The sequence below is a fragment of the Vreelandella sp. V005 genome (assembly GCF_052645115.1).
In genome coordinates, this window is the sequence record NZ_JBQXYA010000001.1 from 213,988 (window position 1) to 240,648 (window position 26,661).

Here is a 26,661-nt window from a genome sequence, read left to right on the forward strand (position 1 = left end):
ACCGGGGTTAACAACAGCATGGATGGCTCAATGGAGGCAGGCAGTGCCTGCCAAAAGCCCGTATTTTTACTCGGTATCATCGGCGATATAAGCAGCCAGATTGGCAATGTCGTCGTCCGATAAATCGGCAGCATTGGGAATCATCAGCGAGGAGTTGGAACCAACCCGCTCGCCGGCGCGATACGTTTCAAGCCGAGAGGTGAGGTAGTCCACACTCCGGCCCGTTAATGATGGAAAGCTGGCCATCCCCTTTCTGGTGGGGCCGTGGCATTGGGCGCAGGCATCGGCGTACATCGATTCTCCAGCGGCCTTATCGGCAGCCTGCCCACTCGCCGACCCCACCGTCAGTGCAATCGCAACAACGAAAAAGCATGATCTCTTCATAATGGCCTGTTCTCTATCAATGGCGCTTGAACCAATACGGCGTCAAGAGAGCAGCCGCACTGTTATCGCTCAGCGTGGCTGCCAATGGCTCATTCCGGTGTGATGCGGTAAATGCTGCCTTGATCAACGGCGGTATACAGGTCGCCGTCCGGCCCAAGTACTATCGAGCGGAAACGTGCCGCCCCCATGGGTGGGGACATTTCGGTAATGTCGTTAACTGACAGGCCGTCCTCCGCAATATCCATAACGTTGATGCGCTGCCCAACAGGGGTTCCGCCAAAGCCAATCCCCAAAAAGCCAACGATCAGGCGACCATTCCACTCCCCCCACTGCTCGCCGGTTAGAAACTCAGCAGAGGAGATGCCTTGGGAAAGCCCATCGTTACCCCAGGCGGGTTTCATGGCATTGGGGTAGGTTTCAGTATCGGTTACCGGCATATAGGCCGCCCGCTCCTTAGGGTCCATTCCTTCGCCCTGATTGGGTTCATAACCGCAGTAGTCATCGGGGCAATCGCCACGACCCGCCATGTTGGGGCGCGGGTCCCAGCCGCTATTGCCGCCATTGACCAGCGCATTGATCTCATCGGAATGCCAGGGGCCATGTTCGGTCACGATTGGCTGGCCGGTGTCTGGGTGGAAGGTAATGCCCTGAACGTTGCGGTGGCCGTAGGTATAGATGCGCGGATCAAACCCTTCTGGCGGCTCGTTACCTTCAGCAGCATTGCCATCACGATCAATGCGCAGCACCTTGCCCCCTAAACGGTCCGGCGACTGAGGAATCTCGCTGTTATGGTTATCGCCAGTGGTCACGTAGAGATAGCCATCTTCCGGGCTGAAACGGATTCGTCCGCCATTATGGGCGCCAGCATCACCAAAGGGGTGGTCGGTGGCTTCAGGTTTATAGGGAATGTCATCGACGATGTCCGTGCGATCGGCGACCGCATCAAAATCGCTGTTGACCGTCATGCGTAGCACGCGATTGGTGCGCGGCTCAGCCATGTTGGACGCCGAGTACACATAGATCGTGCGGTTTTCATCAAAATCTGGATCGATCGCCACACCGTTCATTCCCGCCTGCCCCTGGCAGACAAGATCATCGGCGGTAGTGGCATACGCATCGGTGCCTTCCATGCCTAGCAGATGTTGAACATCGCCATCGGGGAGGCGCACCGATAGGCCACGGCAGCGTTCGGTGAAAAACATCGTGCCATCTGGCAAAAATGCCATATCCCAAGGGTTTTCAAGGCCAGACAACACCTCGGTTTGGCTAAGTTCAGGGCCAGCGGCAATCGTGACTGCAGGCAAACCGGTGATGACCGCCGCGGCGATAGCTGCACCTAGCGGTCGCAGTGTGGGTTTCGGGTACATGGCAAGCACTCCTTCCATACGTTGTTTGTAATTGTTGTTAACCTTGCACGCACTTATTGAGTTTAGATCGGCAATCAAAGCGGTCAATACGTCTTCTCAGTGAGTGCTCGATCAAAATATCCCAGGCAAGCAGTCCGAGGGCTTAAAACGTAGTGATGAGCGCCCCACACGCCAAAAATCGCCATTTATGTATAGTGAGTGACGCATTACGACAACTATTCTCTGCTCACCGCGACACACTAGTAAGCGAATAAATCTTTATTAGAGAGCGCGCCATGAATCGCAATGTCATTCTTACCTGTGCCGTCACTGGCGCCGGTGACACCACCGCCAAAAATCCCAACGTTCCCGTCACCCCCAAAGCCATCGCGGCGTCTTGCATCGAAGCGGCTCACGCCGGGGCCAGCATCGCGCATATTCACGTTCGTGACCCGAAAAACGGCGGCATCAGCCACTCCACCGAGCAGTTCCGTGAGGTAATGGAGCGGGTTCGCGAAGCGGATGTGGATATCGTCATGAACATCACCGCGGGTGGCGGTGGCGACTGGATACCTGATGCACAAGACCCCACCCGCGGCGGCCCCGGCACCGATATTCAAACGCCCGCCGAACGACATGCCCCGGTGGGAGAGCTGCTTCCCGAACTGTGTACGCTGGATTGTGGCAGCCTCAACTTTGGCGACATGGTCTACGTCAACCCTGCGGATTGGCTGCGCGAACACGCCCGCCTCGTTCAAGCCGCTGGCGTTAAGCCGGAGCTCGAGTGCTTTGACCTGGGCCACGTCTGGTTTGCCCGTCAGCTTCAGCAAGAGGGCTTGATCGATGGCGACCCGCTCTATCAGCTCTGCCTGGGCATCCCCTGGGGCGCCGAAGCGGACACCGAAACGATGCTGGCCATGCGTAACAAATTACCTGCCAACGCCAACTGGGCCGCCTTCGGCATTGGCCGCCATCAAATGCCGATGGTGGCGCAAGCGGTGCTGCTGGGCGGCCATGCCCGAGTCGGCCTGGAAGACAATCTGTTTCTGGAAAAAGGCGTGCTGGCCAATAACGGCCAACTGATCGAAAAAGCGTCCACCATTATCGAAAACCTCGGCGCTCGCGTCATGACACCCGCAGAAACCCGCGCGCATCTCAAACTACGCGACCCGGTGACCGGACGTATCATGGGTAACACAGCAGGAGGTGAAGCATGAGCCGCTTAGCCGTTATTGGTACCGGTGTGATTGGCAACGGTTGGATCGCCCGCGCCCTCGCCCAAGGGTGGGACGTCGTCGCTTTCGACCCGGATCCCAACGCGCCAGCGCGCACCCAATCGTTTATCGACAATGCTTGGACCTCGCTAACCCAGCTCGGCTTGGCACCCAATGCTAGCCCTCGGCGGTTAACCTTTGCGGATACGATTGAAAAAGCCGTGGCTGGTGCTGACCTGATTCAGGAAAACGTGCCCGAGCGCCTGCCCCTTAAGCAAGAGATCCTGGCCTCCATTGATGCGGCTGCCGCACCGGAAGTGATCATCGGCTCGTCTACCTCCGGCTTCAAACCCACCGACCTACAGCAGCAGTGCCAAACAGCACCTGGCCGCGTGATCGTCGCCCATCCTTTCAACCCGGTGTACCTGCTCCCCTTGGTCGAGCTGGTGGGCGGTGAGGCCACCCAGCCCACGCAGATCGAAAGTGCCCAAGGGCTGTATCAATCGCTCGCCATGCGCCCGCTGGTGGTTCGCCGTGAGATTGAAGGCCATATCGCCGACCGCTTGATGGAAGCGCTGTGGCGTGAAGCCCTGCACTTGGTCAACGATGGCGTGGCCACCACCGAAGAGATCGATGCCGCCGTTGTTTACGGCTGCGGGTTGCGCTGGTCGCTGATGGGCACTTTCCTCACCTTCCACCTCGCCGGTGGCGAACCCGGCATGCGCCACATGCTGGAGCAGTTTGGCCCCGCCTTAAAACTGCCCTGGACCAAGCTGGAAGCCCCCGAGCTGACCGATGAGTTGATCGACAAAGTGGTCGAAGGCTGCGAACACCAAGCGGCTGGCCGCTCGGTCGCGACGCTGGATCGCCGCAGGGATGACTTTTTAGTCGAGCTGATGGAGGTAGTGCAGAAGTACTGGCCGGAAGCCGAAGGCTTAAAGGGGCGTATTTAATGATCATTCTGGAAACCCAGGTCGCTGCTGACTGGGTCGACTACAACGGACACATGAACGACGCGGCGTATGCCCGCGTCTTTTCCCAGGCCTGTGAAGCGCTGATTGATCAAATAGGCTTGGATGAAGCGGGCCGTGAACACTACGGCTACACGATCTATACCCTGGAAACGCATCTCTGCTATCGGCGTGAAGCGCATCAAGACCAGCCGCTCACTATTGATCTAACCCTGCTCGATAGCGATGCCAAACGGCTGCACGTGTTTTTCGCCATGTTCGATGACGAGGCCAACCTGCTGGCCACCAGCGAACAGATGCTGATGGGCATGAAGCAAGCATCAGGCCGACCAAGCCCCTTCCCCGAAGCGGTCACACAGCGTATCGCTGATCTCCCTAGCGCAGACCGTGATGCCTGGCCGGAGTTGGCTGGCCGCACTATCGGCATTCGTCGTTAACAGGGAGCCCACGCGATGAACGTAGAGGCGTTTATTCAGCGCTTTGGCGCCGTGCTTGAGGTAATGGCAGACATGCCATTACCTCAAGCACGGCGCGCCTACGATAAACTTTGCCGCACCTTCACCCCACCCGACCCAGACGGCATGCGGGTTGAAGATAGCGTGATAGAAAGCGTCAGCGTGCGCCGTTTTATTCCTCACTCATCCACGCCTGGCGCCATACTGTTTATCCATGGGGGAGGCTTTACGATTGGCTCCGTCGATAGCCACCATGGCACCGCCGCCAGCTTGGCCTGGGCACTCAATCACGAAGTGGTCAGCGTGAACTACCGGCTTGCGCCAGAAGTAGATTACCCCGTCATGCTGGCAGAGTGCCGTACGGTCTTAGATGCCATCCAGCCGAGCGCCCTGGTAGGTGATAGTGCGGGCGGTCGATTAGCCATTGACCTTGCCCACCCGTTGAGAGGAGCGCCGCCACTGGGGTTGATCTATCCGCCGGTCGGCGAGCTGTCCTTGGCGTGCCTGGGGAAGGATGCACCGCTGCTGTCACGTAGCGATATATTGAGTATTCGGGCGCAATGCCCGGCGATCATCGCTACTGAGCGAGACCGCTACCCACCGGCCTCGTGTATCGAAATACTCACCGTAGAGCACGACCCTTTGACGTACCCAATCGAAGCCGCGGTGGCAGACTGGCGCCTTAAAGGTACCTCGATAGGCTATCGCTGCGCACCGCAGATGGTGCATGGCGCCCTTCATGCTCAATTTCAATTAGCCGAGATGGGAAGCGCGTGGCAGGCATTTTGTCAGGCACTAAAAAAGCGCCTTAAACCATAAGGCGCTTTGTCGTGGGGTCTACGTTAACGGCCGATTAAGCGCCGAACTGAGCCCGTACCTGCTCAATCGCAGATTCACCCTCGCGGGTTTCAACACCTTTCAGCCACTCGGCAACGGTATCTAAGTTGTTCCCAATCCACTCTTGGGCCACTTCATCAGCAGGGCGCTCTTCATAGCTGTATTCGTGCACCCATTCGTTCTGGTCTTCAATGGTTACGACGTATTGGGATAGAAAGCGGTGCGCTTGCGGGGCTTCCTTAGCCAGGCTAGCAGGGGTAATGGTCCAAACCGTGCTTTCAATAGAGGCCACACCCGCGTCATCGCTATCTGCTAAGTAGGCTAAATCGAAGCTTACGTTCATCCAGTGAGGTTCCCAACCGACAAACGTTACCCACTCCTCGTCAGCCATTTTCTGCTCCGCCTGAGCAAGCATAGCCGAGGTCGAACTTTCGCGCAGTTGCCAGTCGCCCAGGCCCGCCAAGTCATTGTCGATAGCGTTTAGTATCGCCTCATTGATCCCGGTACCCGCTTCTATGCCCTGGATTTCACCGTCGAACTGATCGTAATGGGCGGCCAATTCAGCCACTGTGGTGACACCGGCATCGTAAACGTACTGAGGAACTACCAAACCGGAATTGGCGCCACTGATATTGGAAACCACTTTTTCTACTTTCCCGTCGGCAACCAATGGCTCCACCATATCAGTCTGTACCGGATACCAGCCGCCTAAATAGATTTCCAGATCGTTACGCGACAAGCCTTCCAGAATCACGCTCACGGCCAAATCTTGTTGACGCGTTTCGTAACCCATCGTCTCCAACAGTTGAGCAGCCACTTCTGACTTAACCGTGACACCAGGCCAAGGCGGGACACCAAAGCGCAGCTCATCAAGCTCCGCCATGGCAGGCGTGGCAGCCAACGCAGAAAGTAAAAAGCCTGCTTTTAGCGACAGCGACTTTGAAGGAAAGGACTTGGTAGGAAAAGACATAGCAGAGAACCTCTTATTAGCTGGGTTTAGTCAGTATGCGCGGCTGCCTCTCTACTACTAGTCACTATGCGACGCTTACCCAACATTAGGCGACTCCACTGCCGCCTTCTTCGCTTTTTCCCGCACTTGCCGGGGTGAATATCCATAATGCATACGAAAAGAACGCGCAAAGCTCGATGACGAGCTAAACCCGCAGGCTAAGCCTACCGCGAGTACCGCCAAATCTGTTTCGGCCAGCAACCGCCGGGCACGCTTAATGCGCAGCTGCAGATACCACTGGCGCGGGGTGACATCCAACTCTTGTTCGAATAAGCGCTGTAGCTGGCGAGCCGACACCTCAACCCGGCTGGCAACGTCCTCAAGCGCAAGCGGCTCTTCCAAGTTCTGCTCCATTAGCGCCACCGCCTCCACAACTCGCCGGTTATGCGTCCCCAGGCGTTTTACCAATGCCATACGTTGCTGGTCGCTACGGGTGCGGATACGGTCATGGATAAGTTGCTCGGAAACATCGATGGCCAATTTTGCGCCATGGCGCCGTGCAATCACTTCCAGCGACATATCCATGGCCGCTGCCCCGCCCGCACAAGAGAAACGCCGATCGCCCAGCGCATACAGTTCATCGGTGGTTTCAATACCTGGAAAGCGCTCACGAAAGGCAGGCAGACTCTCCCAATGCAGCGCCACTCGCTCGTGCTTTAACAGGCCGGTCGCCGCGAGCAAAAAAGCGCCTGTATCGATCCCACCCAGGCAACAGCCCGACTGATCCAACTGATGAAGCCAAGCCATTAGCGGCCGGCTCAGATGTGCTTCCGGCGTAAAGCCACTGCATACCGCTAGCGAAGGTAAATGATGTACCTCTGACGTTGCCTGGTCTGCTATCAGCGTCATGCCGTTAGACGCCGTCACCGGTTCCCCATCAGTACTAATCAGGGTCCAATCGAACAACGGGCGGCTTGCAATGCGATTCGCTATCCGCAAAGGTTCCACAGCAGCAAAAAAAGCCATCATCGAATACTGCGGTAGCAATAAAAAGCCCACCATTTCCGGGAGCGGGCCTTGGTAATTAAGACGCATCGCAGTACTCAAAGTCGAAATTAAAGGAAATCCAAAACACACTAGTCATTGTCGAGACGTTCAGTACGGTAAAGCTGCCATTGATTTTCGACCCGGCCATCAGGCAAGTGGCAATAACGCCCGGTACCTAAGCTCGTTTCTTGTACTTCGGTTTCACCCCCCACACTTTCACAATACTCAGCGGCGAGTTGGGTCATCTGGTTTTGAGAGTGCTCGCCGCTCTTTTGCGTGGCACACCCCGCCACTACCAATAAAACGGCGAATAGGCACAAGCTCTGCCCTATCGATCTCATCGCGGTTACGCGTCGCGTTGAACTTAACGGCATAACAGCCTCCTAATGATTAACGGCACATTGGTGTTTAGCTTAGTGGTGTAAGGTCACGGTGGCTACTTTACCGAGGCGACTCACCCCCTACCGAGCTCAGCCATAGGCTTGAACACCGGATGACGGTTGCCGAGGTCGGCAATGTCAGCTAGGATAAAAGTTGTACCAATTCATAAGGAGTGTGAAGTTATGTCTAGCCCTGAACATAAGCAAAAGATCTGGAAGATGATCAAAGATATCAAAGTGGGTATGCTCGTTACCTCGGATCACGATACCCCGCGAGCTCGTCCCATGCACTTGGTGCAAGAAGAGTACGACGGCACATTATGGTTTTTTACCCGTCGCAGTGCTGAAAAAGTAATTGAAACCGAAAGTGACCACGATGTATGTCTCAGCTTTTCTGATCAGGAAGACGGTGTTTACGTTTCGCTTTCCGGTAAAGCCAACCTGATCGACAACCGTGACCTTATCGAAAAGTACTGGAACCCCTTCGTTGCGGCTTGGTTTCCTGAAGGTAAGGATGACCCGGACGTGGCGCTGCTAGAAATCAAAGTACACATGGGGGAGCACTGGAAGGCCAAAGAGAGCAAAACCTTCCAGCTTTATGAAATCGCTAAAGCTAACCTCAAAAAAGATGCCACACCGGATTTAGGTGAGAATGAAAAATTTGGTGGCTAATCGCCTCTATAAGCACCCCGCCTTCGGGGTGCTTTTCAGTTTGGCAATGCTGATGGGTGCCAGCAGTGCACTAGCGAGCGGTGAATCTAATGAAGATGACGCCAGCGCGGAAAGCCAGTGTGAACTGACCGATCAAAAGCAGGCCATGCTTTCGCTAATCAACGAGGCACGCAGCCAACAGCGGCGGTGCGGCGAGCAACCCTTTGAGCCAGTGGAAGCATTAGCTTGGAATTGTAAGCTGGAAGCAGCGGCTGAACGACACGCTCAAGACATGGCGGAAAATGACTATTTCAGTCACACCGCGCCGGATGGCAGCGGGATTGAGCAGCGTATTAATTATCAGGATTACGTATGGCAAGCGGTGGGTGAAAATATCGCTGCTGGGCACACATCACCCTCTGCAGTTGTGGAAGGTTGGTTGGCAAGCTCTGGCCACTGCCAAAACATCATGAACGGCACGTTTACCGAAATGGGCATGGCAAAAGCGCGCAACCCGCAGTCACGCTATGGAACCTACTGGACACAGACGCTAGGCAACTCACGCTAAGTGCATTAGCCCTAGGACCCATAGCAGTATTCGCCCGCCCTGCCCCATGGTTTAGTAAAGAACACAGGGTTAAGAGCGGCTTCAAGCAAGGCAGTTACATCATTAACAGCCCCGTTCAAAAATCCCCATAATTGACAGCCGTAATGGCATTTTTAGGTGACCCATCCACCAACTTAGTACTGTAGGTAAGGTACACAAAGGTTTGGGTTTCGCTATCGTGCATGCGAACCACGCGCATATTTTTAAACAGTGCCGAGCGGCGCTGAGTAAAAATCACTTCTTGCTCTTCGACTTCAGCGGGATCAAACACAATTTCCCCAGTCTGACGACAGGCCACGCTGGCTTCGCTGGCTTCCTCGGCAAGCCCTACCGCACCGGAGATGCCACCTATTTGCGAGTAGGAAAGGTAGCAGGAAATACCTTGTACCTTAGGGTCATCAAAGCGCTCGACTTCAATAGTGTTGTTGGGGCCAAGCAGCTTGAACTCCGTTCGTACACTACCAATATGGGCATCTTGTGCCTGTAATGAAGCTGGCAGCAGCGCCAACATGGCAATGCTCCCGCCGATGACAACGCGCTTATGAAAAACCATAAATAGAGCTTCCTTCTACATATCCGTTGATAAAAACAGGCCAACTATACGCGTAATGCGCAAGCTTAGGGCGCGCAGGGGATCAGAAAAAAATGTTAAAATCTGACAAGGAGAGCAATATGAGACGCCGATGTCGTTCATGTTTGCTTCCCGTCCTATCACGTTTATCCGGATTTTTTTGCCCCTGTAAGCTATATCTTACAACCGTGTCAGAAATAGCTTACATAATCTCATCTGTCGATCAGCTAACGTACCCATACGCCGAAGCATGCCGCGTACAAGGAGTATGTTGTACTTGGTCATGGATGAAACTAGGGATAGACATTAGGCGGAAGGAACAAGGACGCGCGGCAAGCCAAGGATGGCTCCTTTGTTACTAGCCTACTCTTTCCTGCGTAACGTTCAGTTCTATGCGATAGCGCATTATCTTAGCGCTCTCAGGTTGAAACAATTTGTGCTGGCAACCGCGCCCTTAATCCTGTGATCAGCCCCTGTCCCACAATAAGCTAACCTCGCAAAGAAGCGAGGCTAGCGAATCTTTGCTACTTCAATTTTTACTTAACCATCACAAGCACACCCTTTCGGTTGTTGGCAGGTATAGTGACGGTTGATACAAGCATTACCACATGCCTTGCCTTTGTAGCATGTTCGACAGCATCCGCCCTGGGCTAGGAAAAGCTCTTTTGACATCGTATCGAACGTCAGCTCACATCGGCTCTCTTCAAGTGCCACGACCAACTCAGCTTGTGATAGCCAATTTTCAGGGACCTCAACCAGCTGCTGAGCATTTGCCACACTTGAAAAGCATAGCGCCAGCAGCAAGAACATTGCTTTACTAAGGACGGTCATTCCTTTTAATTATTATTTGTCGATGCAATATGGGGGCACCGTGCTGGAACGAATAGCCATTGCATAGCAAAACGGGCAAATAGTTGCCAGGGGGACATGAACACTAGTTTTGGAGTGATGAGGTACCGAGAAAGCTATGAAGATAGCCCGTTGGCGTCCCTGGCAGGAGTCGAACCTGCGACCTGCCGCTTAGGAGGCGGCTGCTCTATCCTACTGAGCTACAGGGACTTTAAGCGGTATCTAAACTTGAGGGCGCATAGTATAACGCGTCCCCTTAGGCAGGGCCAACCAAGTTGCTCTACCCGCCCTAAATCCAGCCAAGTAAACGCAGCACAAAGACGCCAAGCGTGACGGTGACACTCGCCATCAGCGTGGTAATCGCAATGATGTTGGCGGCTAGAGCCACGTTGCCACCTATCGCTTTCACCATTACAAAGCTTGCGGCGGCGGTGGGGCTAGCGAAGAACAGAAACAGCAACCCCAACTGCTCGCCAGAAAAGCCCATTAACCAAGCTGCCGCGGTGGAGAGCACCGGCAGTGTGACCATCTTCATCCAACTGGCCCCCATGGCTACCTGACTACTGTCGCGCATACTGGAGACTGATAGCGTGGCACCAATACAAATCAGCGCTAAAGGGAGTGTTAACGAGGCGAAGTAATCCCCGGAGGTAATTAACCAGCTGGGCAGCGATACCGAAAAAGCGGTAAACGGAAGTGCGGTAAATACCGAGATGATCAAAGGGTTGGTGACGACGTGCTTTAGCAAACTGCGCCAGTCGGTCGACTGCCCAGGCTGGTAAGTTGCCAACACCACAACGGAGAGTACGTTGTACATCACAATTACCACGCCTAGCAGCAGGCTACCCGCCGAAAGGCCGTAGTTACCGTACATTCCCGCCGCCAGCGCCAGGCCAACGACGCCACAGTTACCCCGAAACGCACCTTGGACATAAATGCCGCGATTTTCACGCATAACATGATAATGTGCCCATGCCCAGCTCAGCAGAAACTGCGCCAGCGTAGCAGCAGCAAAAAAAGCCATCAGCGATACATCTAGTGCGACGCTTAAGTCAGCTTTTATCAAGCTCAGGAAAATCAGGGTGGGCAGCGTCGCTTTAAAGACCAGAGCTGAAGCGGTTGAGACAAAGGCAGTATCGATCCATTTCAAGCGCTTAAGGACAAGCCCTATAAACACCATCGCAAAAACAGGCAGCGTGATATCCAGCGTACGTGCAAACAGTTCTAGTAGGTTCAAAAAGGTATCTCGATCGGCCTGGCTGTTAAAGATTGGCTTTTTACAACAAGTTCAGCACCTGCTTATATTCCACTGTTGAGAAGGTTTTGTCGACTAATCAAGCACGCTTCACGGGCAAGTACGTCATAAGCACGTTAACCGTGGCTATTTAAACGGATCAAAATGCTCAATTACATCTTTTTGGCTATGGGGCATATTGATCACGACCCCATCACGGCCTTTCCCCTTGGCTTCGTAGCTCCCCGCGTCAGCGCGTGCTAAAACGTGGGAGACGCTGGAGTCGGTTTCATCAAAGGTGGTAACACCGATACTCAGCGTCACCATGTACTCTTTGCCCTGGTGGGTGACAGAGACCTCCCCCACTGCCTGGCGCAAGGATTCGGCAATTCGCTTAGCCTGAGAAAGCGTACAGCTAGGCAGTAGCACGCCAAATTCATCGCCGCCCTGGCGCGCCACATGGTCGCTACGGCGCACCTCCCAAGCGACTACCTGTGCAATCCGGCGCAACATTTCGTCGCCTAGCGCATGCCCACCTTCATCGTTAATGGGCTTGAAGTGATCCAAGTCGAAAAGCAGCAGTGCTGAAGGGGTACTGGTTTTTTGGAAATCAGCAAACGCCTCCTCAAGGCGGCGTTCAAAGCCGCGACGATTGAGTAGTCCGGTTAATGGGTCATGCTCCGCCTCCCAGCGCTGAAGCGCTTCCTGCTCACGGCGCTCCGTTATATCTTTAACCACCCCCACCAACCCAAGGGTGTGGCCAGCCTGAGAAAGCATGACCACACGGGCATGTATGTCCAACCACAGCAGCTCTTCATCGCTACGTAAAAACCGTAATTGACGAATAAAATCAATGCCTGTGCGCAGGCTATGCAGCCACATATCCTGGGCACCCTCAATGTCGTCATTATGAATTTGGGTCAACCATGTCTCCATCGGCAGATCAGCAGAAATACCCAGCATCTCCAGCAAGGCGGGATTCATATAAGTGATATCCCCCTTGATATTAGCGACAAACATACCCTGCGGCGCCGCATTAAGTACCGAATCAAGAAATGCTTCACGCTCCTGGAGATTACCTAACAACAGTTGTCGCTCTTCTTCTACGCGGTTGAACGTAGACGCCACTTGCTGCAACTCCTGCATATTGGTGGCGAGGCTTACGTTCTCGCGATGGCCAAGCCCTACCTCGCCAATTTGCTTTTCCAGGTGTCTAAGAGGGGTAAGCTCGCGTCCCAACATCCACCACAACAGCGGCATCATTAACAATGCCAGCGAAACCCATAGCCACCACAGCTTCTGAATAAAATTAGCCAGCGGCAATTGGGCCTGCTCAAGCGGTAAATAGAGACCAACCACCCAGCTTGCTGGCCACACCTGGGCGTATGACTGTAGTGCTGTCTGGCCATTCAATAACGGCCCTGTGGTATCGCCCTCCCAGCCATCCAGCGCTAGATCCAGCCAAGGGTTAAAATCCTTGCTCGGCACCGGGCCAGTAATCAGTGAACGCTCAGGGTGATATAAAATCTTACCGGAGGCAGTGGCAACGCCTGCATAACCTTTTTCCCCCAGACGCACCTTGGCTAAACGGCTAAATATCCCCCCCGAGTCAAGACGTAAAACACCCCCGACGATGCCATCGAAATCGCCCTGTATGGTGAAACGAGGCACACCCACTAACACCATGGACACGCCGCTTGCTCGACCAATAAAGGGCTCACTCACGTAGGGCCTGCGTGTGCCTCGCAACATGCGGAAATATTCAAGCTCAGCCGACTGCAACCCTACTCGTCCCACAATAGCAGGCCAATCAGCCACGATCTCCCCCTCACGATTGGCAACCACGACGCCCTCAAACCAAGCCAGCAAACTATCGTTTTGGCGTAGCTGATAACTGATCCAATCGGCATCATCAGTCTCGCCAATCATTTCTCTTAAGCGCTCTAAAGCCTCAAACCGCAGCTCTATTTGCTGAGTGACCTCGTCGGCTAACAGGGTCGCTTCATAACGAAGGTGCGACATGTTGGTTTCTTGCACCATGGTTTTGCCCAGCTGCCACGACATGCCGAGCACCAGGGAAACCACCAGCAACCAAGTAAGCGCAAGGCCCAGCAACAGCCGGCCTTTAAGAGTACGGAAGCATGGAAACGAATTTAACAGACCGGCCAAGCGCACAGCATTACCTTGGTGTCGAGAAAAATCATTAGCGTATGTATGCGCCCTAGAGAAATTAATAAGATTTTATCGCTACTAACGTACCAAAAACTTAGTAAAAGTGCGCGTTGAAATGTCTCGAAGACATCTCCCCCAGCAATGCACAGACATAGTTTTCTGCATGAGTAGCGATGCAACAATCTCCCGCTCAGGCGAAAGAGCCGAGAAATCGATTATCCCACCAATACACAATGCACCTTTGTTCGTTAATTTATTATCGCGCTCTGCCCTCGATTCTTTAGAAACTTAACCAGCGACCTAGAAGACATAACAAAAAATGAACGCTTTCTCACCCCAGGGGCAGCCAAGAAAAAGGATGATAATGCACTTTTCCTTCTTGTGAGTGCCTGTAAAATACATTTTGACCAAACGTTACATGCATTAGCGACGCAGCTACCGTAACCTTGCTGATACGATAAACATAGCTCACGCGTTAGGCCCAAGGATGACTGGATGGATTCTGTGAACGACTTAGAAGGTGCGACGCCCTCTTGGTATGTTATTCAATGCAAAGGCGGGGAATCATTTCGCGCCGCCGAACATCTCACTAACCAGGGTTATGAAGTTTTTCATCCTGTCCTTACCCTTAAGCGGAAACGCCAAGGCAAGTTAGTCAGCATGACCGAGCCGCTATTCCCTTACTACCTCTTCATTCGATTAGATCAAGTAGTCAGCAACTGGCGGCCGATTCGTTCCACGCGCGGCGTGCTGCGGTTACTCACTTTTGGTAATAAACCAGTCGCCACGCCCAACGCACTAATCGATACCCTGCGTTCTCAACCACACCAGCAGGACAGCATCCACACTTACTTTAGTGCTGGTGAGAAAGTCACTATAACGGAAGGCCCGTTTAAGGATTTAGAAGCCATTTTCACTCGTTGCAAGGGAGAAGAGCGTGCTATTGTCCTGCTTAACGTGCTTAATCGGCCACAACACTTAGACGTCCCAGTAGGTGGTATACAAAAAAGCGAAAGATGATCGAATATTTCTTCTCGCCATATGACTCGCTGGCTCACTCATAGGCAACGAGGGCGCCGCGAGCCGCCAATAAGAAAAGCAAAGTTACACGTCGTAGCCTGCTTCTCGGGCAAGAATAGTATTTGCCTTTAACCAGCCGTCGATATGGCCGCAATCAAACGTGCGGCCGTTCATACGAAAAGCTTGGACCGGTTTATCTTTCTTTATCAATCGATCAATGGCATCGGTTAATTGAATTTCGTTTCCTGCACCAGGCGGTTGGTCGCTTAGCAGTTCCATTATTTGAAAAGGCAGCACATAACGGCCAATGACAGAAAGCCGCGAAGGAGCATCCTTGGGCTTTGGTTTTTCCACTATGCCACGCATATTAGCACTTTCCCCAGCACGAGGTTCGTTGCCTAGGCAATCGACAATGCCGTAGCGCAACACTTCTTCTTCTGGCACAGCTTCCACCATTATTTGCGCCGCACGGCTGGCTTCCCAATGAGTTACCATCACGCCAAGGTCACAACTATTAGCGCCCGGCTGGGGCTTAACCAGTACATCTGGCAGGATAACAGCGAAGGGCTCATCCTTCTCTAATAGGTGTGCAGCGCAATAAATAGCGTGTCCCAAACCTTGGGCATTTGGCTGGCGCACGCTGGTGATTCTTAATGACGGTGGCGCAATGGACGCTAAGGTCTTCAGCAAATCATCTTTGCCTTTGCTGGCTAATGCGTCTTCTAACTCCGCATGGGCATCGAAATGGTCTTCTATCGCCGACTTTCCTGAACGGGTGACTAGAATAATTTCGTTTATACCCGCGGCCAAGGCCTCTTCCACTACATGTTGAATAAGTGGCCGGTCGACCACAGGCACCATTTCCTTAGGGATCGATTTGCTAATGGGTAATAGACGGGTTCCAAAACCCGCAACCGGAATAATCGCTTTTCGCACCTGCGTCATCATCTGATTCCTTGATCGTTTCTTTACTAACGCCATTCAACTACTTTGTTTAATAACTGCTGGGTACTTGGATCTTTCACCAGACTTTGCTCTAAGGCGTTACCTGAAATTACGTTAAACAGGCTTGTTGCCAATTTCTTCCCTAACTCTACGCCCGGTTGATCGAACGGATTAAGGTTCCACAGCACTGATTGTACAAACACTTTATGCTCGTAGAGTGCCAGCAACGCGCCTAAGCTCCACGCATCTAACTGTTTCATTAGTAGGAGCGAATTAGGCTGATTTCCGCGATACCCCTGCGCCATGTGCCCACGTAAAACGGTAGGAATTGCATCATCCCCCAAAGCAAAAAGCTGTGCCTGAGCCAGGCAATTGGCGAGCGTCAATTGCTCCTGAGCGGCTAGCAAATCGCATACCGCCTGAGGAGCTTCGATTTCGCGCCGCGCCACGGCGACAAAATCAGCACTAACGGTATGCCCACCCTGATGTAGCAATTGGTAAAACGCATGCTGCGCATTTGGTCCTACTTCGCCCCATATAATGGGGCAGGTGGCGTGCGTGACAGAACGACCATCCAAACACACGCTTTTACCATTCGATTCCATCTCTAGCTGCTGCAAATAGGCAGGTAAACTTTTCAGCCGAGCATCATAAGGCAGCACTGTATGGGTGGGGATTTTCAGAAACTGGCAATTCCAAGCGCCTACCAGCGCCACTAACGTTGGTAAACTCTCCATCAATGGCGCTTCCAGGAAATGTCGATCCATTGAATGAGCACCCGCCAGCAGTGCGTCAAAACTCTCAATACCGAGCTGCATTGCCACGCTGACACCAATGGGCGACCACAACGAAAAACGCCCGCCAATCCAATCTTTAAAAATTAACTGGTGCTCGGTAGGAATACCAAACTCAGACATTTTTTCAGGTTTGGCGGATACGCCCACTACTTGGTGGCGACATACCGTAGGCACATCAATTTCCAGTGCCTCACTTAGCCACGCCAACGCTGTGCGCAAATTAAACTGTGTGTCGGCAGTGGTAAATGATTTAGACGCCAACACCAGTAATGTCTTAGCGGGATCGAGGCGCTCCATCAATGGCAGCAGCTGTGCACCATCCATGCTAGAAACATAATGAACATTGATGCGTTTTTGGCTTGGGCAGCCTGCTGCTAGCGCCTCACTGATCATTTTTGGCCCTAAATCTGAGCCACCAACGCCAATATGCACCACATCAGTGATTGCCTGACCAGTAGCACCAAACCAGTTAGCGTCATGCAAGCGCTCGACCATTGCCGTTAAGCGAACACGCTGAAACTGGCAAAATTCAACCGCCTCCTCCATTCCCGCTGGTGGCGCTGCATCAGCAGGCCAGCGAGCTGCCATATGTAGCGCAGATCGACGCTCTGATTCATTTACCATGTCACCAGCAAATAATGCATGGCGTTTCGACTCCAACCCACAGCTATGCGCCCAATCCACTAATAAGGAAAGAGTTTCTGACGTAATGCGTTGCTTGCTGAGATCTAAATAAAGCGGACCTAGCGTAAAAGCCAAGTCAGTGGCACGGCGACAGGCAGCCTTAGACTCACCCCCGATTAAATCGCTGAGGGACTGCGCCTGTAAATGTTCCGCATGTGCTTCTAAGGCGTTGATAGGTGTATAAACACGCGACAGCCGTTGAGGTGATGATGTGTACATTCGTTCCTCCGTGAACTCGGATACTCTTATGGCGAAAGCCTGCTGTATTACTTCATTTGGTAATAAAGCAAGCTTTACGCCATGAAGCGCCATCAAGCACTTAATTTAATAATAGACAAACAGATAGTGCGCAATATGAATCTTCTGGTACTACTTCAACACACGCGCTAATAGGGATTTTGCGTTTTCGATGAGCTCATCTAAATGTTGTTCGCCTTTGAAGCTCTCCGCGTAAATTTTATAAAGCGATTCGGTGCCGCTGGGGCGCGCTGCAAACCAGCCACTATCGGTCGTTACTTTGATGCCACCAATGGCTGCCCCATTACCCGGTGCGGCAACTAGAACCGCTGTAATTGCATCACCGGCCAAGCTAGCTTCATTGACACTCTCAGCACTGAGGTTTTTAAACGCCGCTTTTTCTTCGGCTGAACAAGCAGTATCAACGCGCTTATAAAACGGCACACCAAAGCGCTCGGTTAGTGTTTGAAAGTATTCACTAGGCGTTTTACCGGTGACTGCCATGATTTCGGCAGCCAGTAAGCAAAGCACGATGCCATCTTTATCGGTGGACCATGCCTTGCCAGTGCGAGTCAGCAAACTAGCACCAGCGCTCTCCTCGCCCCCAAATGCCAACCAACCTTCATGCAGTCCGTCGACAAACCATTTAAAACCAACGGGCACTTCATAAAGCTCGCGACCATGAGCAGCCACTAAGCGGTCGATCGTCGAAGATGACACCAGCGTTTTGCCAATTTTTAGCGTTGCTGCCCACTCAGGACGATGGGTGATTAAGTAATCGATACACACCGCTAAAAAATGGTTCGGATTCATCAAGCCATTGGCGTCCACAATGCCATGACGATCAGCATCAGGGTCATTACCAAAGGCAATATCGAACCGGTCTTTAATCTTAAGCAAATTCGCCATCGCTGCCGGGCTTGAACAGTCCATGCGGGTCTTGCCATCATGGTCCGGCGGCATAAACGCAAACTCGGCATCAATGGCCGTATTCACTACCTCAAGATTGAGGTTGTAGTGAGCGGTGATAGCCTGCCAAACCGGCAAAGCCGTGCCCCCCATTGGGTCGGCGCCCAGCGTCAGGTTCGCCTGCTGAATTGCTGCAATGTCCACCACCTCGGCCAATTGGGCGACATAGTGGGCTGTAAAGTCGTACTGCTGAGCATGCGCTAGTGCCTGCTTGACTGGCACTGTAGGCACATCGGTTAAATTTCTCAGCAGATAGGCATTTGCACGTAGTTCAATCCAGGTAGTGATATCCGTTTCAGCGGGCCCACCGTGGTGGGGGTTGTACTTGATGCCGCCATCTTCTGGCGGGTTGTGAGAAGGCGTGATAATTAAGCCGTCTGCCAGTCCTGCGCTAGCCGATCCCTGCCCGTGATGACGATTAAGTTGTAAAATAGCATGGCTAACCAGCGGCGTAGCGGTGTAGCCGTGCCCTTTTTCAATAAACACAGGTACATTATTAGCCGCTAACACTTGAAGCGCGCACTCCCAGGCAGGTCGTGAAAGCGCATGGGTGTCAAAGCCCAAAAAAAGCGGCCCTTGATAGTCCGCTTCGCGCCGGTAATCAACAACCGCCTGAGTGATAGCAAATATATGCGCTTGATTAAATGTACGCTCAATAGAACGGCCACGATGGCCGGATGTGCCAAACGCTACGCGTTCTGCTGGCTCGTTAGCGCTCGGTGTTTCATCATAAAAAGCCTTCGTGACAGCATCCATTTGCGTCTCCCTCGCTTTATTTAGTCATATCACCGTGAATACGTGCTTACAGAAACTTATTAACCGCTCAACGCGTCTGCTATTTGCTCGGCGCAGCGACGAGCCTGCTTGGCATCAATCGCTTCCACCATGACTCGAATCAACGGCTCAGTGCCTGACTTGCGCAATAACAAACGACCATCTTTGCCTAGTTCATCCTCCACTTGGGTGACCACTGCTTTGATCTGCTCTTTTTCTAGCGGATCCCCATCATTAGCATCACTGTAGCGCACATTGATGAGTGTTTGAGGTAGCTTTACCATGCCCTGCTTGCCATCGAAAAGAATCGTTTCTTGTTGCAATAGACAGGTCATGACACGTAATGAGGCAATGATGGCATCCCCTGTTGAAGCATGGTCTAAGCTCAATAAGTGGCCAGACCCTTCACCACCCAGCCTCCAGCCTGTCGCTTTAAGCTGCTCCATCACATAGCGATCGCCGACCTTAGCGCGCAGAAAAGGAATCTCCAATCCTGCCAAGGCTTGCTCTAAACCCAAATTACTCATTTGAGTGCCTACCACACCTCCAGTATACCCAGATGCTTTAGCATCTTTCGCCAGCAGGTAAAGAAGCTCATCGCCATCGACAACGGTGCCGGTGTGGTCAACCATCATCAAGCGGTCGGCATCACCATCCAATGCAATCCCTAGGTCAGCTTGGTGTTCTAGTACCGCCGCTCTTAGGCTTTGCATAGCAGTAGCACCACAGTGCTCGTTAATGTTGATGCCATTGGGCGTAGCATGAATGCTAATGAGCTCGGCGCCCAATTCACTATAGACTGCGGGTGCCACCTTATAGGCTGCACCGTTAGCCGAATCGACAACAATTTTCAGACCGTTAAGGCTTAAGTGCCCAGGCAGATTCGCTTTGCAGTACTCAGTATAACGCCCGGCTGCATCATCAATGCGGCGTGCTTTACCTAATTTATCAGACCTGACACACGTCATACCGCCATCAAGTGCCACCTGCAGCCAACGCTCGATTTCCTGCTCTTGTTGGTCGGTCAGCTTATGGCCGCCCTGGGCAAATATTTTGATGCCATTATCATCAAACGGGTTATGCGAAGCACTGATAACCACACCCGCATCGGCCCGGAAAGTAGAGGTCAAGTAGGCAACGCCCGGAGTGGGTAATGGCCCTACCAAAGCAACATTTACACCGGCCGCTGAAAAACCCGCTTCTAACGCAGATTCCAGCATATAACCACTGGCGCGGGTGTCTTTCCCAATCAGTACTTCCTTAACACCCTCTGCGCCCAACACTTGGCCAGCCGCCCAACCAAGCTTCATAGCGAAATCAGGCGTCATTGGGAACTCACCTACCCGACCACGCACACCGTCAGTGCCGAAATATTTACGCATTTTAAATAAACCTGTATAGCAAATGATGGCCTTACTCTACGGTCACGCTCTTTGCGAGATTGCGCGGCTTATCTACATCGGTGCCCTTCACTAAGGCCACGTGGTAAGAAAGCAGTTGCAGTGCTACTACATGCAATACAGGCGAAAGTAAGCCGTAGTGTTCTGGCATTTGCAGTACATGAACGCCCTCGGAAGGCTGCACCTTACTGCCACCATCAGCAAATACATAAAGCTGGCCCCCTCGGGCGCTCACTTCTTGCATGTTGGCTTTGAGTTTTTCCAGCATTTCATCGTTAGGTGCTACCACGACTACCGGCATTTCAGCATCTACCAATGCTAGAGGACCATGCTTTAACTCGCCCGCTGGGTAGGCTTCGGCATGGATATAGGAGATCTCTTTAAGTTTTAATGCGCCTTCCAACGCAATGGGATAGTGCCGCCCACGACCCAGGAATAGCGCATGATGCTTATTAGCGAAATGCATCGACCAGTCTTTGATATTGGGTTCCAATGACAGGACTTTATCGACCGCGATTGGCAAATGCCTTAATTCATCCAGGTAGGCTTTTTCATCCGCATCACTTAATCGCTGGTTGGCTTTTGCCAGCAATAAAGTCAGTAGGAACAGTGCGCTTAGCTGAGTAGTAAATGCCTTAGTAGAGGCCACGCCAATTTCTGGCCCAGCACGCGTAATGAAACGCAGAGAGGTTTCACGCACGATCGCCGATTCTGGCACATTGCAGATCGCCAAAGTATAAGTATGCCCTTGTGATTTGGCATGGTGCAGCGCGGCCAGAGTGTCGGCAGTTTCTCCCGATTGGGAGATTACCACTACCAGTTGTTTAGGATTGGGCACACTTTGCCGATAGCGGTACTCACTAGCAATTTCCACATTACAGGCAATACCCGCTAATTGCTCAATCCAATATTTGGCGGTCATACCCGCATAGCTCGAGGTGCCACAAGCAATAATCAGCACCGAATCTATCTGTTGGAATATGTCAGCAGCTTCGGCTCCAAAAATACCTGCCTGCAGCTGGCCTGCACCACTAATCATCTCGAGCGTATTGCTCAGTGCCTGAGGCTGCTCGAAGATTTCCTTCTGCATGTAGTGGTTGTAATCACCCAACTCTACCGCATTGGCATTCAAGCTTGAGGTAATCACTTCTCTGCGGACAGGCTGACCGATTCTATCGACCACTGCTACTGCATTGCGGCTCAACCTAGCAACGTCCCCATTCTCCAGGTACATCATCCGTTTAGTGACCGATAGCAAGGCAGAAGCATCAGAGGCAGCGTAGTGACCATCCTCTGCAATACCGAGCATTAAGGGTGAACCTTCCCGGGCCACCACTACGCAATCAGGTTCTTCCTCTGAAATAGCGGCCAGAGCGAAGGCACCTTTTAAATGGACCACGGCACACTGCACGGCAGAAAACAGGTTTTCGGCAGGCTCGCCAATCTGACCTTTAAAGCAAGCCTGAATCAGATGGGCAATGGTTTCGGTGTCGGTATCAGAGGTAAATTCGTAGCCGAATCCCTGCAGCTTTTCGCGCAGGGATTCGTAATTCTCAATAATGCCGTTATGCACAACCGCCAAGCCACCCGAAATATGGGGATGGGCGTTTCGCTCGGCAGGTACACCATGGGTAGCCCAGCGCGTATGTGCAATGCCCACATTGCCGTGCAAGTTTTCTTGGGCGACCTTGTTGGCCAACTCAGCCACGCGCCCCTTGGAGCGCGCACGCTGTAAGCCATTGAAGCTCTCACTCTCAAGTAATGCCAACCCCGCCGAATCATAGCCGCGGTACTCCAGTGTTGCTAACCCTTCCAGTAAGAAAGGCGTGCTATCCTTTGCGCTAACCGCGCCGACAATGCCGCACATAATGCTTCCATAGGTAGCTTTTGGTTAAAAAATAACACCTAATGTATACAAATGTAAATATTAAAGTTAGGTGTCGAGAATAATAGCCCGTAAGCCAGCAGGCACGCTAGTGTACCTAAAGGCAAAGGGCTGACTAAAAGGGCTGAAGCATAATACAGAACCCACGACAGACAGGAGCCTTGTTATAACACCTTACATCGCCACTCTAACGAAATACTATCTAGAGCAGGCAATTGGAATTCCTCTTTTGATGCATTCCCCAGCCGCTGCTCTGTACCAGAGGATGTAACGACCATGAGCCCTCAACTCCTTACGCTTACGCTCTTTACCCGCCTATTTAAAACTGATTTAACGCCTTGAATTAAAATGAAGAAACATAAGATAACAATTAATAAAAAAGAGTATTTTTTCTCATTACTTATTTACTAATAATCACCCCGCTATTTATTGCTGAACATACATCTTAACAAACAAAAAACCGGCCTCATAAGAGGCCGGTTCTATTGGTTCTGCTAGGCAGTTAACCCTTCAAGCGTGGTAGTTAAACCAAGCTTAGAAGTGGTAACGTGCGCCAGTCAGCCAGTATACGTCATCTTTCAGCTCATCGAAGTTGTCGCCGATGCTTGACTCGTCACTGCTAAAGCCAGTGTCGCCGTCAGCGACCTCAACAAATACATCGAATGCACTGGAAACTTTGTAGTAAGTGCCTGCAGCCCATGCGTGGCGGGTATCTTGACTATCACGCTCTACGTTGTAGTAATCAGCTGTGAATGCCCAAGGACCAGTTGTAAACGTACCGCCTAGACCAACTTTGTCAAAACCGTTATCTGCAACAGTCGGGGAGAGATCGTCGTTGTTGTCACGCGTCTCATAACCCAAACGCATAGAGAACTGATCGGTAAAATCGTAAGAACCAATCAGGCCGTAACGCACTTCATCGTTGCCGCCATCACCTTCTAGGATATCATCCACAAAACCTAAACCAATGGTTACAGGGCCTTGTGCGTAACGAACACCACCTTGCGTTGCTACTTCAGAATCTTCATCTTCAACGCTTCCCTCTACTGCTCCGCGCGAACTGTAGTGCTTAGCTTGCAAGGCAGCAGTGAAACCGTTCAGGTCAGGCGTGTAGTAACCGATAGAATCACCGCGTGACTGGACCGGATGACCAGCGAACTCTAGGCCACGGTCGATGTAAACATCGAATGGCAGAGAAACAAACTGGTTGTAGAAGCCGTCGAAGTTACCCGCTTGGAAGGTACCAAACTGATCGCTTTGTAGACCTAAGTAAGCTTGACGGGTTTCAGAGAAAGCAGAGAAGCTGTTGCCGTTGCGGTTACCAGACTCATCCGCACGGAAACGCCACTCGAGACGACCGAAAGCAGTCAGGTCACGAGAAACTTCATGACTCATGCGCAGACCAAGACGTGAGTAGACGTCTACAAACTCAGCGTCATTATTAATTTCCTGACCGGCGCTATTAAAATCAGGGCCGCCACCGGCGATACCCATAGCGATACGGCCATAGACGTCCAACTTGGTGCCGTCCTGGTCATAGACAGTTGCAGCTTGTGCTGCAGCTGAGGCACCCAGGGCGCCAACGATAGCAGTCGCTAAAAGTGTTTTTTTCATGATGTAAGTTCCTTAACTCGTATACTGTTTCGATCGTTGCTGCTCGGCTCTTAATGAGACGGCAGATGGCTTGCGGGCCATGCTCTTTTCCCATCCTCCGTTTTTCCGGAGGTATGCGGCATGTCCTCAACTAAGCCTTGTTATAGTCCAATGCTCGCAGGACAAACTCTATACCGGGATTCCAGTGAACGCAATAGAAAAAAACAGTGTTTTTTTACTATTTATGCTTTTTTATTGAACCCTAGCCTTCAGGCTTGGTCTCAGCGGCCTTTGAATTTCTGCTGTAAGCCAAGCAATTTGTCTTCCAGGCTAAGCGTCTTACGTGGTTCACTTTTTTCACTTTCGGCTTGCTTTAACGGCTCTTGACGTGGCTTTGATGCAGCTGGCGTCGAAGATTTAGGCTGAGGCTTCTTGATTGAGGCGCTCTCTTTTTTATCCCCACCCTCCTTCTTATCGCCGCGTTTTTCTGAGGCATGCTGCGCGGCTTCTTTATCCACCTTGCCAGCAGGCTGACCGTCTAAATCGACCCTTTCAGCCCCTGCTCGCACTGCTTTTATATAGCGCGGCAGGTTGACGTAGTTGGCCAATGCGCGACGAATCAATTTATTGGGCCACGCTTCACGCTCTGCCAAGTCTTGGTGGATGCCTATTTTTAGTGGCTTGGTATGCCCTTTAAAAAAGGCGTTTGGGTATCGCTCATACCACTGATTGAGCAGTGCGTGCGGTGAAGGAGTTTTGGCCGTTTCAGCCGTTTGCGGAGATTCTTCTACGTTATTCGACGTATCATCACCGTTAATAGCTTGGCCACCAACAACACTATCAGCAACATCTGGCTCAAACGTTTCTTCTTCGGGCCGTTCTGCTTCTCGAACTGCTGTGAGAGGCGCTTCTTGCTCAAGCGTACCTTGTTCAGACTTACCTTGTTCAGGTGTTGTTTGAACAACAGCTTCTTGAGCGGTATTTTTTTGGTCAGTCACTTCCTGGTAAACAGTTTCTTCGCTGTGTAACTCAGCTTTGGTCGCAGTTTCCGGGCTTGGCTCGCTTTGCTCTTGAGCACGTGGCTGCGCCAATTGCTGCTTGAGCCGCTGATTTTCGTCTCGCAGGGCGTGCAGTTCAGCTTGTGTGCGTTCAAGGCGCGTTTCTAAATCATCCAACAAGTTCATTAAGCTGGCGGCCATAGCCTTCTCCTTTGACCCATTCAGTCGGCGATGCGCTCGTAGACGACAAAATCGTAGTTTGGCTGCCCTTCTGCTGGCTGCCCCGCTACGCGCTGTACTTCTTGCCACTCGCTGGATTCGAAGTCAGGAAACGTGGCGTCGCCTTCTACCTCTACATCTACTTCCGTTATGTAAAGCCGCTGAGCGAAGGGTAATGCCTGACGATAAATTTCTCCGCCCCCCATTACCATGATCTCTTCCGCCGCTTCTATAGTGGCGTGTTGGTCGGCTAGCGCCAACGCTGCCGACAGGTCATGGCAGACGCGCACGCCTTCTTGGCTAAACTCGGCATTTCGGGTAACGACTACATTCAGTCGATTCGGCAGCGGCTTGCCAATGGAGGCATAGGTTTTCCGACCCATTACCAGCGGCTTGGCCTGGGTAATACGCTTGAAGAACTTGAGGTCTTCCGGTAGGTACCAGGGTAGCTTGCCGTCGACACCAATTACTCGGTTTTTGGCCATGGCAGCGATCATTGCGACTGGCACTAGGAAGTCGAAGGTATCGCTCGTGTGACTCATACCGCCACCTCGGCTTTGATGTGTGGGTGTGCTTCGTATCCCTCAATCTGAATGTCTTCAAAGCGGAACGCGAACAGATCGTCAACGTCTGGATTGAGCACGAGCGTTGGTGCAGCTTTCGGCGTACGCGTGAGCTGCTCTTTGGCCTGCTCTAAATGATTACTGTAGAGGTGGGCATCGCCGAGGGTGTGGATAAACTCACCGGGCTGCAGCCCTGTCACCTGTGCCACCATCGTTAGCAGTAGTGCGTAGCTGCCAATATTGAACGGCACACCGAGGAAGATATCGGCACTGCGTTGGTAGAGCTGACACGACAGCTTTCCATTGGCGACGTAAAACTGAAACAGGCAGTGGCACGGCGGCAGTTGCATTTCATCGACCTGGGCCGGGTTCCAGGCAGACACAATCAGGCGTCGCGACTGCGGAGAGGTGCGAATTTGATTCAGCACCTTGGCAATTTGGTCAACGCTGCCGCCTTTAGGGTCAGGCCAGCTACGCCATTGATAGCCATAAACGGGGCCTAGGTCTCCGTTTTCATCTGCCCATTCATCCCAAATCCGCACACCGTTCTCTTTTAGATAGGCGATGTTGGTGTCGCCTTTGAGAAACCATAAGAGCTCATGAATGATCGAGCGCAGATGCAGCTTTTTGGTCGTCAGTAGCGGAAAGCCACGCGATAGGTCAAAGCGCATTTGGTGGCCAAACACGGAGCGCGTGCCCACACCAGTGCGGTCATGGCGGTCAATGCCATGTTCCAGAACGGTTTGCATCAAATCTAAATAGGGTTGCTCGAGCGCGGGCGTTGGTGCAGTCACAGAATTTCCAAATTAACAGGCGGTGTAGCGTTTTATTCTAGGGGGTGAGGTGAAGAGGGGCAATGCGAAGATTGCCCCTCTTTTTATCACGCTGGCTTAATGCCCGATGCTCATGT

At 52.3% G+C, this 26,661-nt stretch carries 24 protein-coding genes and 1 tRNA gene; 7 read left to right on the plus strand and 18 right to left on the minus strand.

Annotated elements, in window-relative coordinates; all coding sequences use genetic code 11:
- Window positions 1-66: 66 nt before the first annotated feature.
- Window positions 67-384 (minus strand): c-type cytochrome, encoded by a 318-nt coding sequence (locus ACUN8H_RS01000; RefSeq protein ID WP_445530338.1) that lies wholly within the window; start codon window positions 382-384, stop codon window positions 67-69.
- An 89-nt stretch (window positions 385-473) separates the two neighbouring features.
- Complete coding sequence (locus ACUN8H_RS01005; protein WP_445530339.1) at window positions 474-1,751, minus strand: PQQ-dependent sugar dehydrogenase; 1,278 nt, start codon at window positions 1,749-1,751, stop codon at window positions 474-476.
- Between the two features lie 275 nt (window positions 1,752-2,026).
- On the opposite strand from ACUN8H_RS01005, the gene ACUN8H_RS01010 reads away from it, so the two are divergent.
- From ACUN8H_RS01010 to ACUN8H_RS01025, 4 genes are read left to right on the plus strand one after another with little or no spacing between them, the layout of a single operon-like run.
- Entirely contained in the window at window positions 2,027-2,947 is a 921-nt protein-coding gene (locus ACUN8H_RS01010; protein ID WP_445530340.1) for a 3-keto-5-aminohexanoate cleavage protein, read from the plus strand.
- Window positions 2,944-3,897: an L-carnitine dehydrogenase gene (locus ACUN8H_RS01015; RefSeq protein ID WP_445530341.1), complete on the plus strand. Its 954-nt coding sequence runs from the start codon at window positions 2,944-2,946 to the stop codon at window positions 3,895-3,897. Before ACUN8H_RS01010 ends, ACUN8H_RS01015 begins: the two co-directional genes overlap by 4 nt.
- Window positions 3,897-4,352 (plus strand): thioesterase family protein, encoded by a 456-nt coding sequence (locus ACUN8H_RS01020; RefSeq protein WP_445530342.1) that lies wholly within the window; start codon window positions 3,897-3,899, stop codon window positions 4,350-4,352. The genes ACUN8H_RS01015 and ACUN8H_RS01020 overlap by 1 nt, the downstream gene beginning before the upstream one ends.
- 15 nt (window positions 4,353-4,367) lie before the next feature.
- On the plus strand, window positions 4,368-5,189 hold the full coding sequence (locus ACUN8H_RS01025; protein WP_445530343.1) for an alpha/beta hydrolase: 822 nt from the start codon (window positions 4,368-4,370) through the stop codon (window positions 5,187-5,189).
- 34 nt (window positions 5,190-5,223) lie between these two features.
- Here the strand turns inward: ACUN8H_RS01025 and ACUN8H_RS01030 are convergent, their stop codons facing one another.
- The 3 genes from ACUN8H_RS01030 to ACUN8H_RS01040 form a co-directional block, all read right to left on the minus strand.
- The gene (locus tag ACUN8H_RS01030; RefSeq protein ID WP_445530344.1) at window positions 5,224-6,177 is read right to left on the minus strand and encodes an ABC transporter substrate-binding protein; all 954 of its coding nucleotides are present in this window, start codon (window positions 6,175-6,177) and stop codon (window positions 5,224-5,226) included.
- Between the two features lie 75 nt (window positions 6,178-6,252).
- On the minus strand, window positions 6,253-7,251 hold the full coding sequence (locus ACUN8H_RS01035) for a GlxA family transcriptional regulator (RefSeq protein ID WP_445530345.1): 999 nt from the start codon (window positions 7,249-7,251) through the stop codon (window positions 6,253-6,255).
- A gap of 41 nt (window positions 7,252-7,292) precedes the next feature.
- Window positions 7,293-7,577: a putative hemolysin gene (locus tag ACUN8H_RS01040; RefSeq protein ID WP_445530346.1), complete on the minus strand. Its 285-nt coding sequence runs from the start codon at window positions 7,575-7,577 to the stop codon at window positions 7,293-7,295.
- A 189-nt stretch (window positions 7,578-7,766) separates the two neighbouring features.
- Between ACUN8H_RS01040 and ACUN8H_RS01045 the strand changes: the two genes are divergently transcribed.
- Window positions 7,767-8,255, plus strand: coding sequence for a pyridoxamine 5'-phosphate oxidase family protein (locus tag ACUN8H_RS01045; protein ID WP_295711313.1), 489 nt, complete (start codon window positions 7,767-7,769; stop codon window positions 8,253-8,255).
- A complete protein-coding gene (locus tag ACUN8H_RS01050) occupies window positions 8,236-8,802 on the plus strand; it encodes a CAP domain-containing protein (RefSeq protein WP_445530347.1) in 567 nt (188 codons plus the stop codon). The genes ACUN8H_RS01045 and ACUN8H_RS01050 overlap by 20 nt, the downstream gene beginning before the upstream one ends.
- Window positions 8,803-8,917: 115 nt before the next feature.
- Here ACUN8H_RS01050 and ACUN8H_RS01055 read toward each other — a convergent pair whose 3' ends face one another.
- The 4 genes from ACUN8H_RS01055 to ACUN8H_RS01070 form a co-directional block, all read right to left on the minus strand.
- Complete coding sequence (locus tag ACUN8H_RS01055; protein WP_445530348.1) at window positions 8,918-9,394, minus strand: CreA family protein; 477 nt, start codon at window positions 9,392-9,394, stop codon at window positions 8,918-8,920.
- A 1,000-nt stretch (window positions 9,395-10,394) separates the two neighbouring features.
- Window positions 10,395-10,471 (minus strand) — tRNA-Arg (locus ACUN8H_RS01060).
- A 79-nt stretch (window positions 10,472-10,550) separates the two neighbouring features.
- Window positions 10,551-11,498, minus strand: coding sequence for an AEC family transporter (locus ACUN8H_RS01065; RefSeq protein WP_445530349.1), 948 nt, complete (start codon window positions 11,496-11,498; stop codon window positions 10,551-10,553).
- Between the two features lie 144 nt (window positions 11,499-11,642).
- Window positions 11,643-13,610, minus strand: coding sequence for a diguanylate cyclase (locus ACUN8H_RS01070; RefSeq protein ID WP_445530350.1), 1,968 nt, complete (start codon window positions 13,608-13,610; stop codon window positions 11,643-11,645).
- A 552-nt stretch (window positions 13,611-14,162) separates the two neighbouring features.
- Here ACUN8H_RS01070 and rfaH point away from each other — a divergent pair.
- Window positions 14,163-14,687, plus strand: coding sequence for a transcription/translation regulatory transformer protein RfaH (gene rfaH / locus ACUN8H_RS01075; RefSeq protein ID WP_445530351.1), 525 nt, complete (start codon window positions 14,163-14,165; stop codon window positions 14,685-14,687).
- Between the two features lie 84 nt (window positions 14,688-14,771).
- On the opposite strand, the gene ACUN8H_RS01080 is transcribed toward rfaH, so the two are convergent.
- The 9 genes from ACUN8H_RS01080 to ACUN8H_RS01120 all read right to left on the minus strand — a co-directional run bounded on the left by ACUN8H_RS01080 (window position 14,772) and on the right by ACUN8H_RS01120 (window position 26,500).
- The gene (locus ACUN8H_RS01080; protein ID WP_445530352.1) at window positions 14,772-15,632 is read right to left on the minus strand and encodes a UTP--glucose-1-phosphate uridylyltransferase; all 861 of its coding nucleotides are present in this window, start codon (window positions 15,630-15,632) and stop codon (window positions 14,772-14,774) included.
- Window positions 15,633-15,658: 26 nt separating this feature from the next.
- A complete protein-coding gene (pgi, locus tag ACUN8H_RS01085) occupies window positions 15,659-17,332 on the minus strand; it encodes a glucose-6-phosphate isomerase (protein WP_445530353.1) in 1,674 nt (557 codons plus the stop codon).
- Between the two features lie 150 nt (window positions 17,333-17,482).
- On the minus strand, window positions 17,483-19,075 hold the full coding sequence (gene pgm, locus ACUN8H_RS01090) for a phosphoglucomutase (alpha-D-glucose-1,6-bisphosphate-dependent) (protein ID WP_445530354.1): 1,593 nt from the start codon (window positions 19,073-19,075) through the stop codon (window positions 17,483-17,485).
- A gap of 59 nt (window positions 19,076-19,134) precedes the next feature.
- Window positions 19,135-20,475: a phosphoglucosamine mutase gene (gene glmM, locus ACUN8H_RS01095; RefSeq protein WP_445530355.1), complete on the minus strand. Its 1,341-nt coding sequence runs from the start codon at window positions 20,473-20,475 to the stop codon at window positions 19,135-19,137.
- A 31-nt stretch (window positions 20,476-20,506) separates the two neighbouring features.
- The gene (glmS, locus tag ACUN8H_RS01100; protein WP_445530356.1) at window positions 20,507-22,360 is read right to left on the minus strand and encodes a glutamine--fructose-6-phosphate transaminase (isomerizing); all 1,854 of its coding nucleotides are present in this window, start codon (window positions 22,358-22,360) and stop codon (window positions 20,507-20,509) included.
- Between the two features lie 552 nt (window positions 22,361-22,912).
- Window positions 22,913-23,992: a porin gene (locus ACUN8H_RS01105; RefSeq protein ID WP_445530357.1), complete on the minus strand. Its 1,080-nt coding sequence runs from the start codon at window positions 23,990-23,992 to the stop codon at window positions 22,913-22,915.
- 260 nt (window positions 23,993-24,252) lie between these two features.
- Window positions 24,253-25,170, minus strand: coding sequence for a ProQ/FINO family protein (locus ACUN8H_RS01110; RefSeq protein WP_445530358.1), 918 nt, complete (start codon window positions 25,168-25,170; stop codon window positions 24,253-24,255).
- A 20-nt stretch (window positions 25,171-25,190) separates the two neighbouring features.
- Window positions 25,191-25,730 (minus strand): dihydrofolate reductase, encoded by a 540-nt coding sequence (locus ACUN8H_RS01115; protein ID WP_445530359.1) that lies wholly within the window; start codon window positions 25,728-25,730, stop codon window positions 25,191-25,193.
- Window positions 25,727-26,500, minus strand: coding sequence for a thymidylate synthase (locus ACUN8H_RS01120; protein ID WP_445531065.1), 774 nt, complete (start codon window positions 26,498-26,500; stop codon window positions 25,727-25,729). The genes ACUN8H_RS01115 and ACUN8H_RS01120 overlap by 4 nt, the downstream gene beginning before the upstream one ends.
- Between the last annotated feature and the right edge of the window lie 161 nt (window positions 26,501-26,661).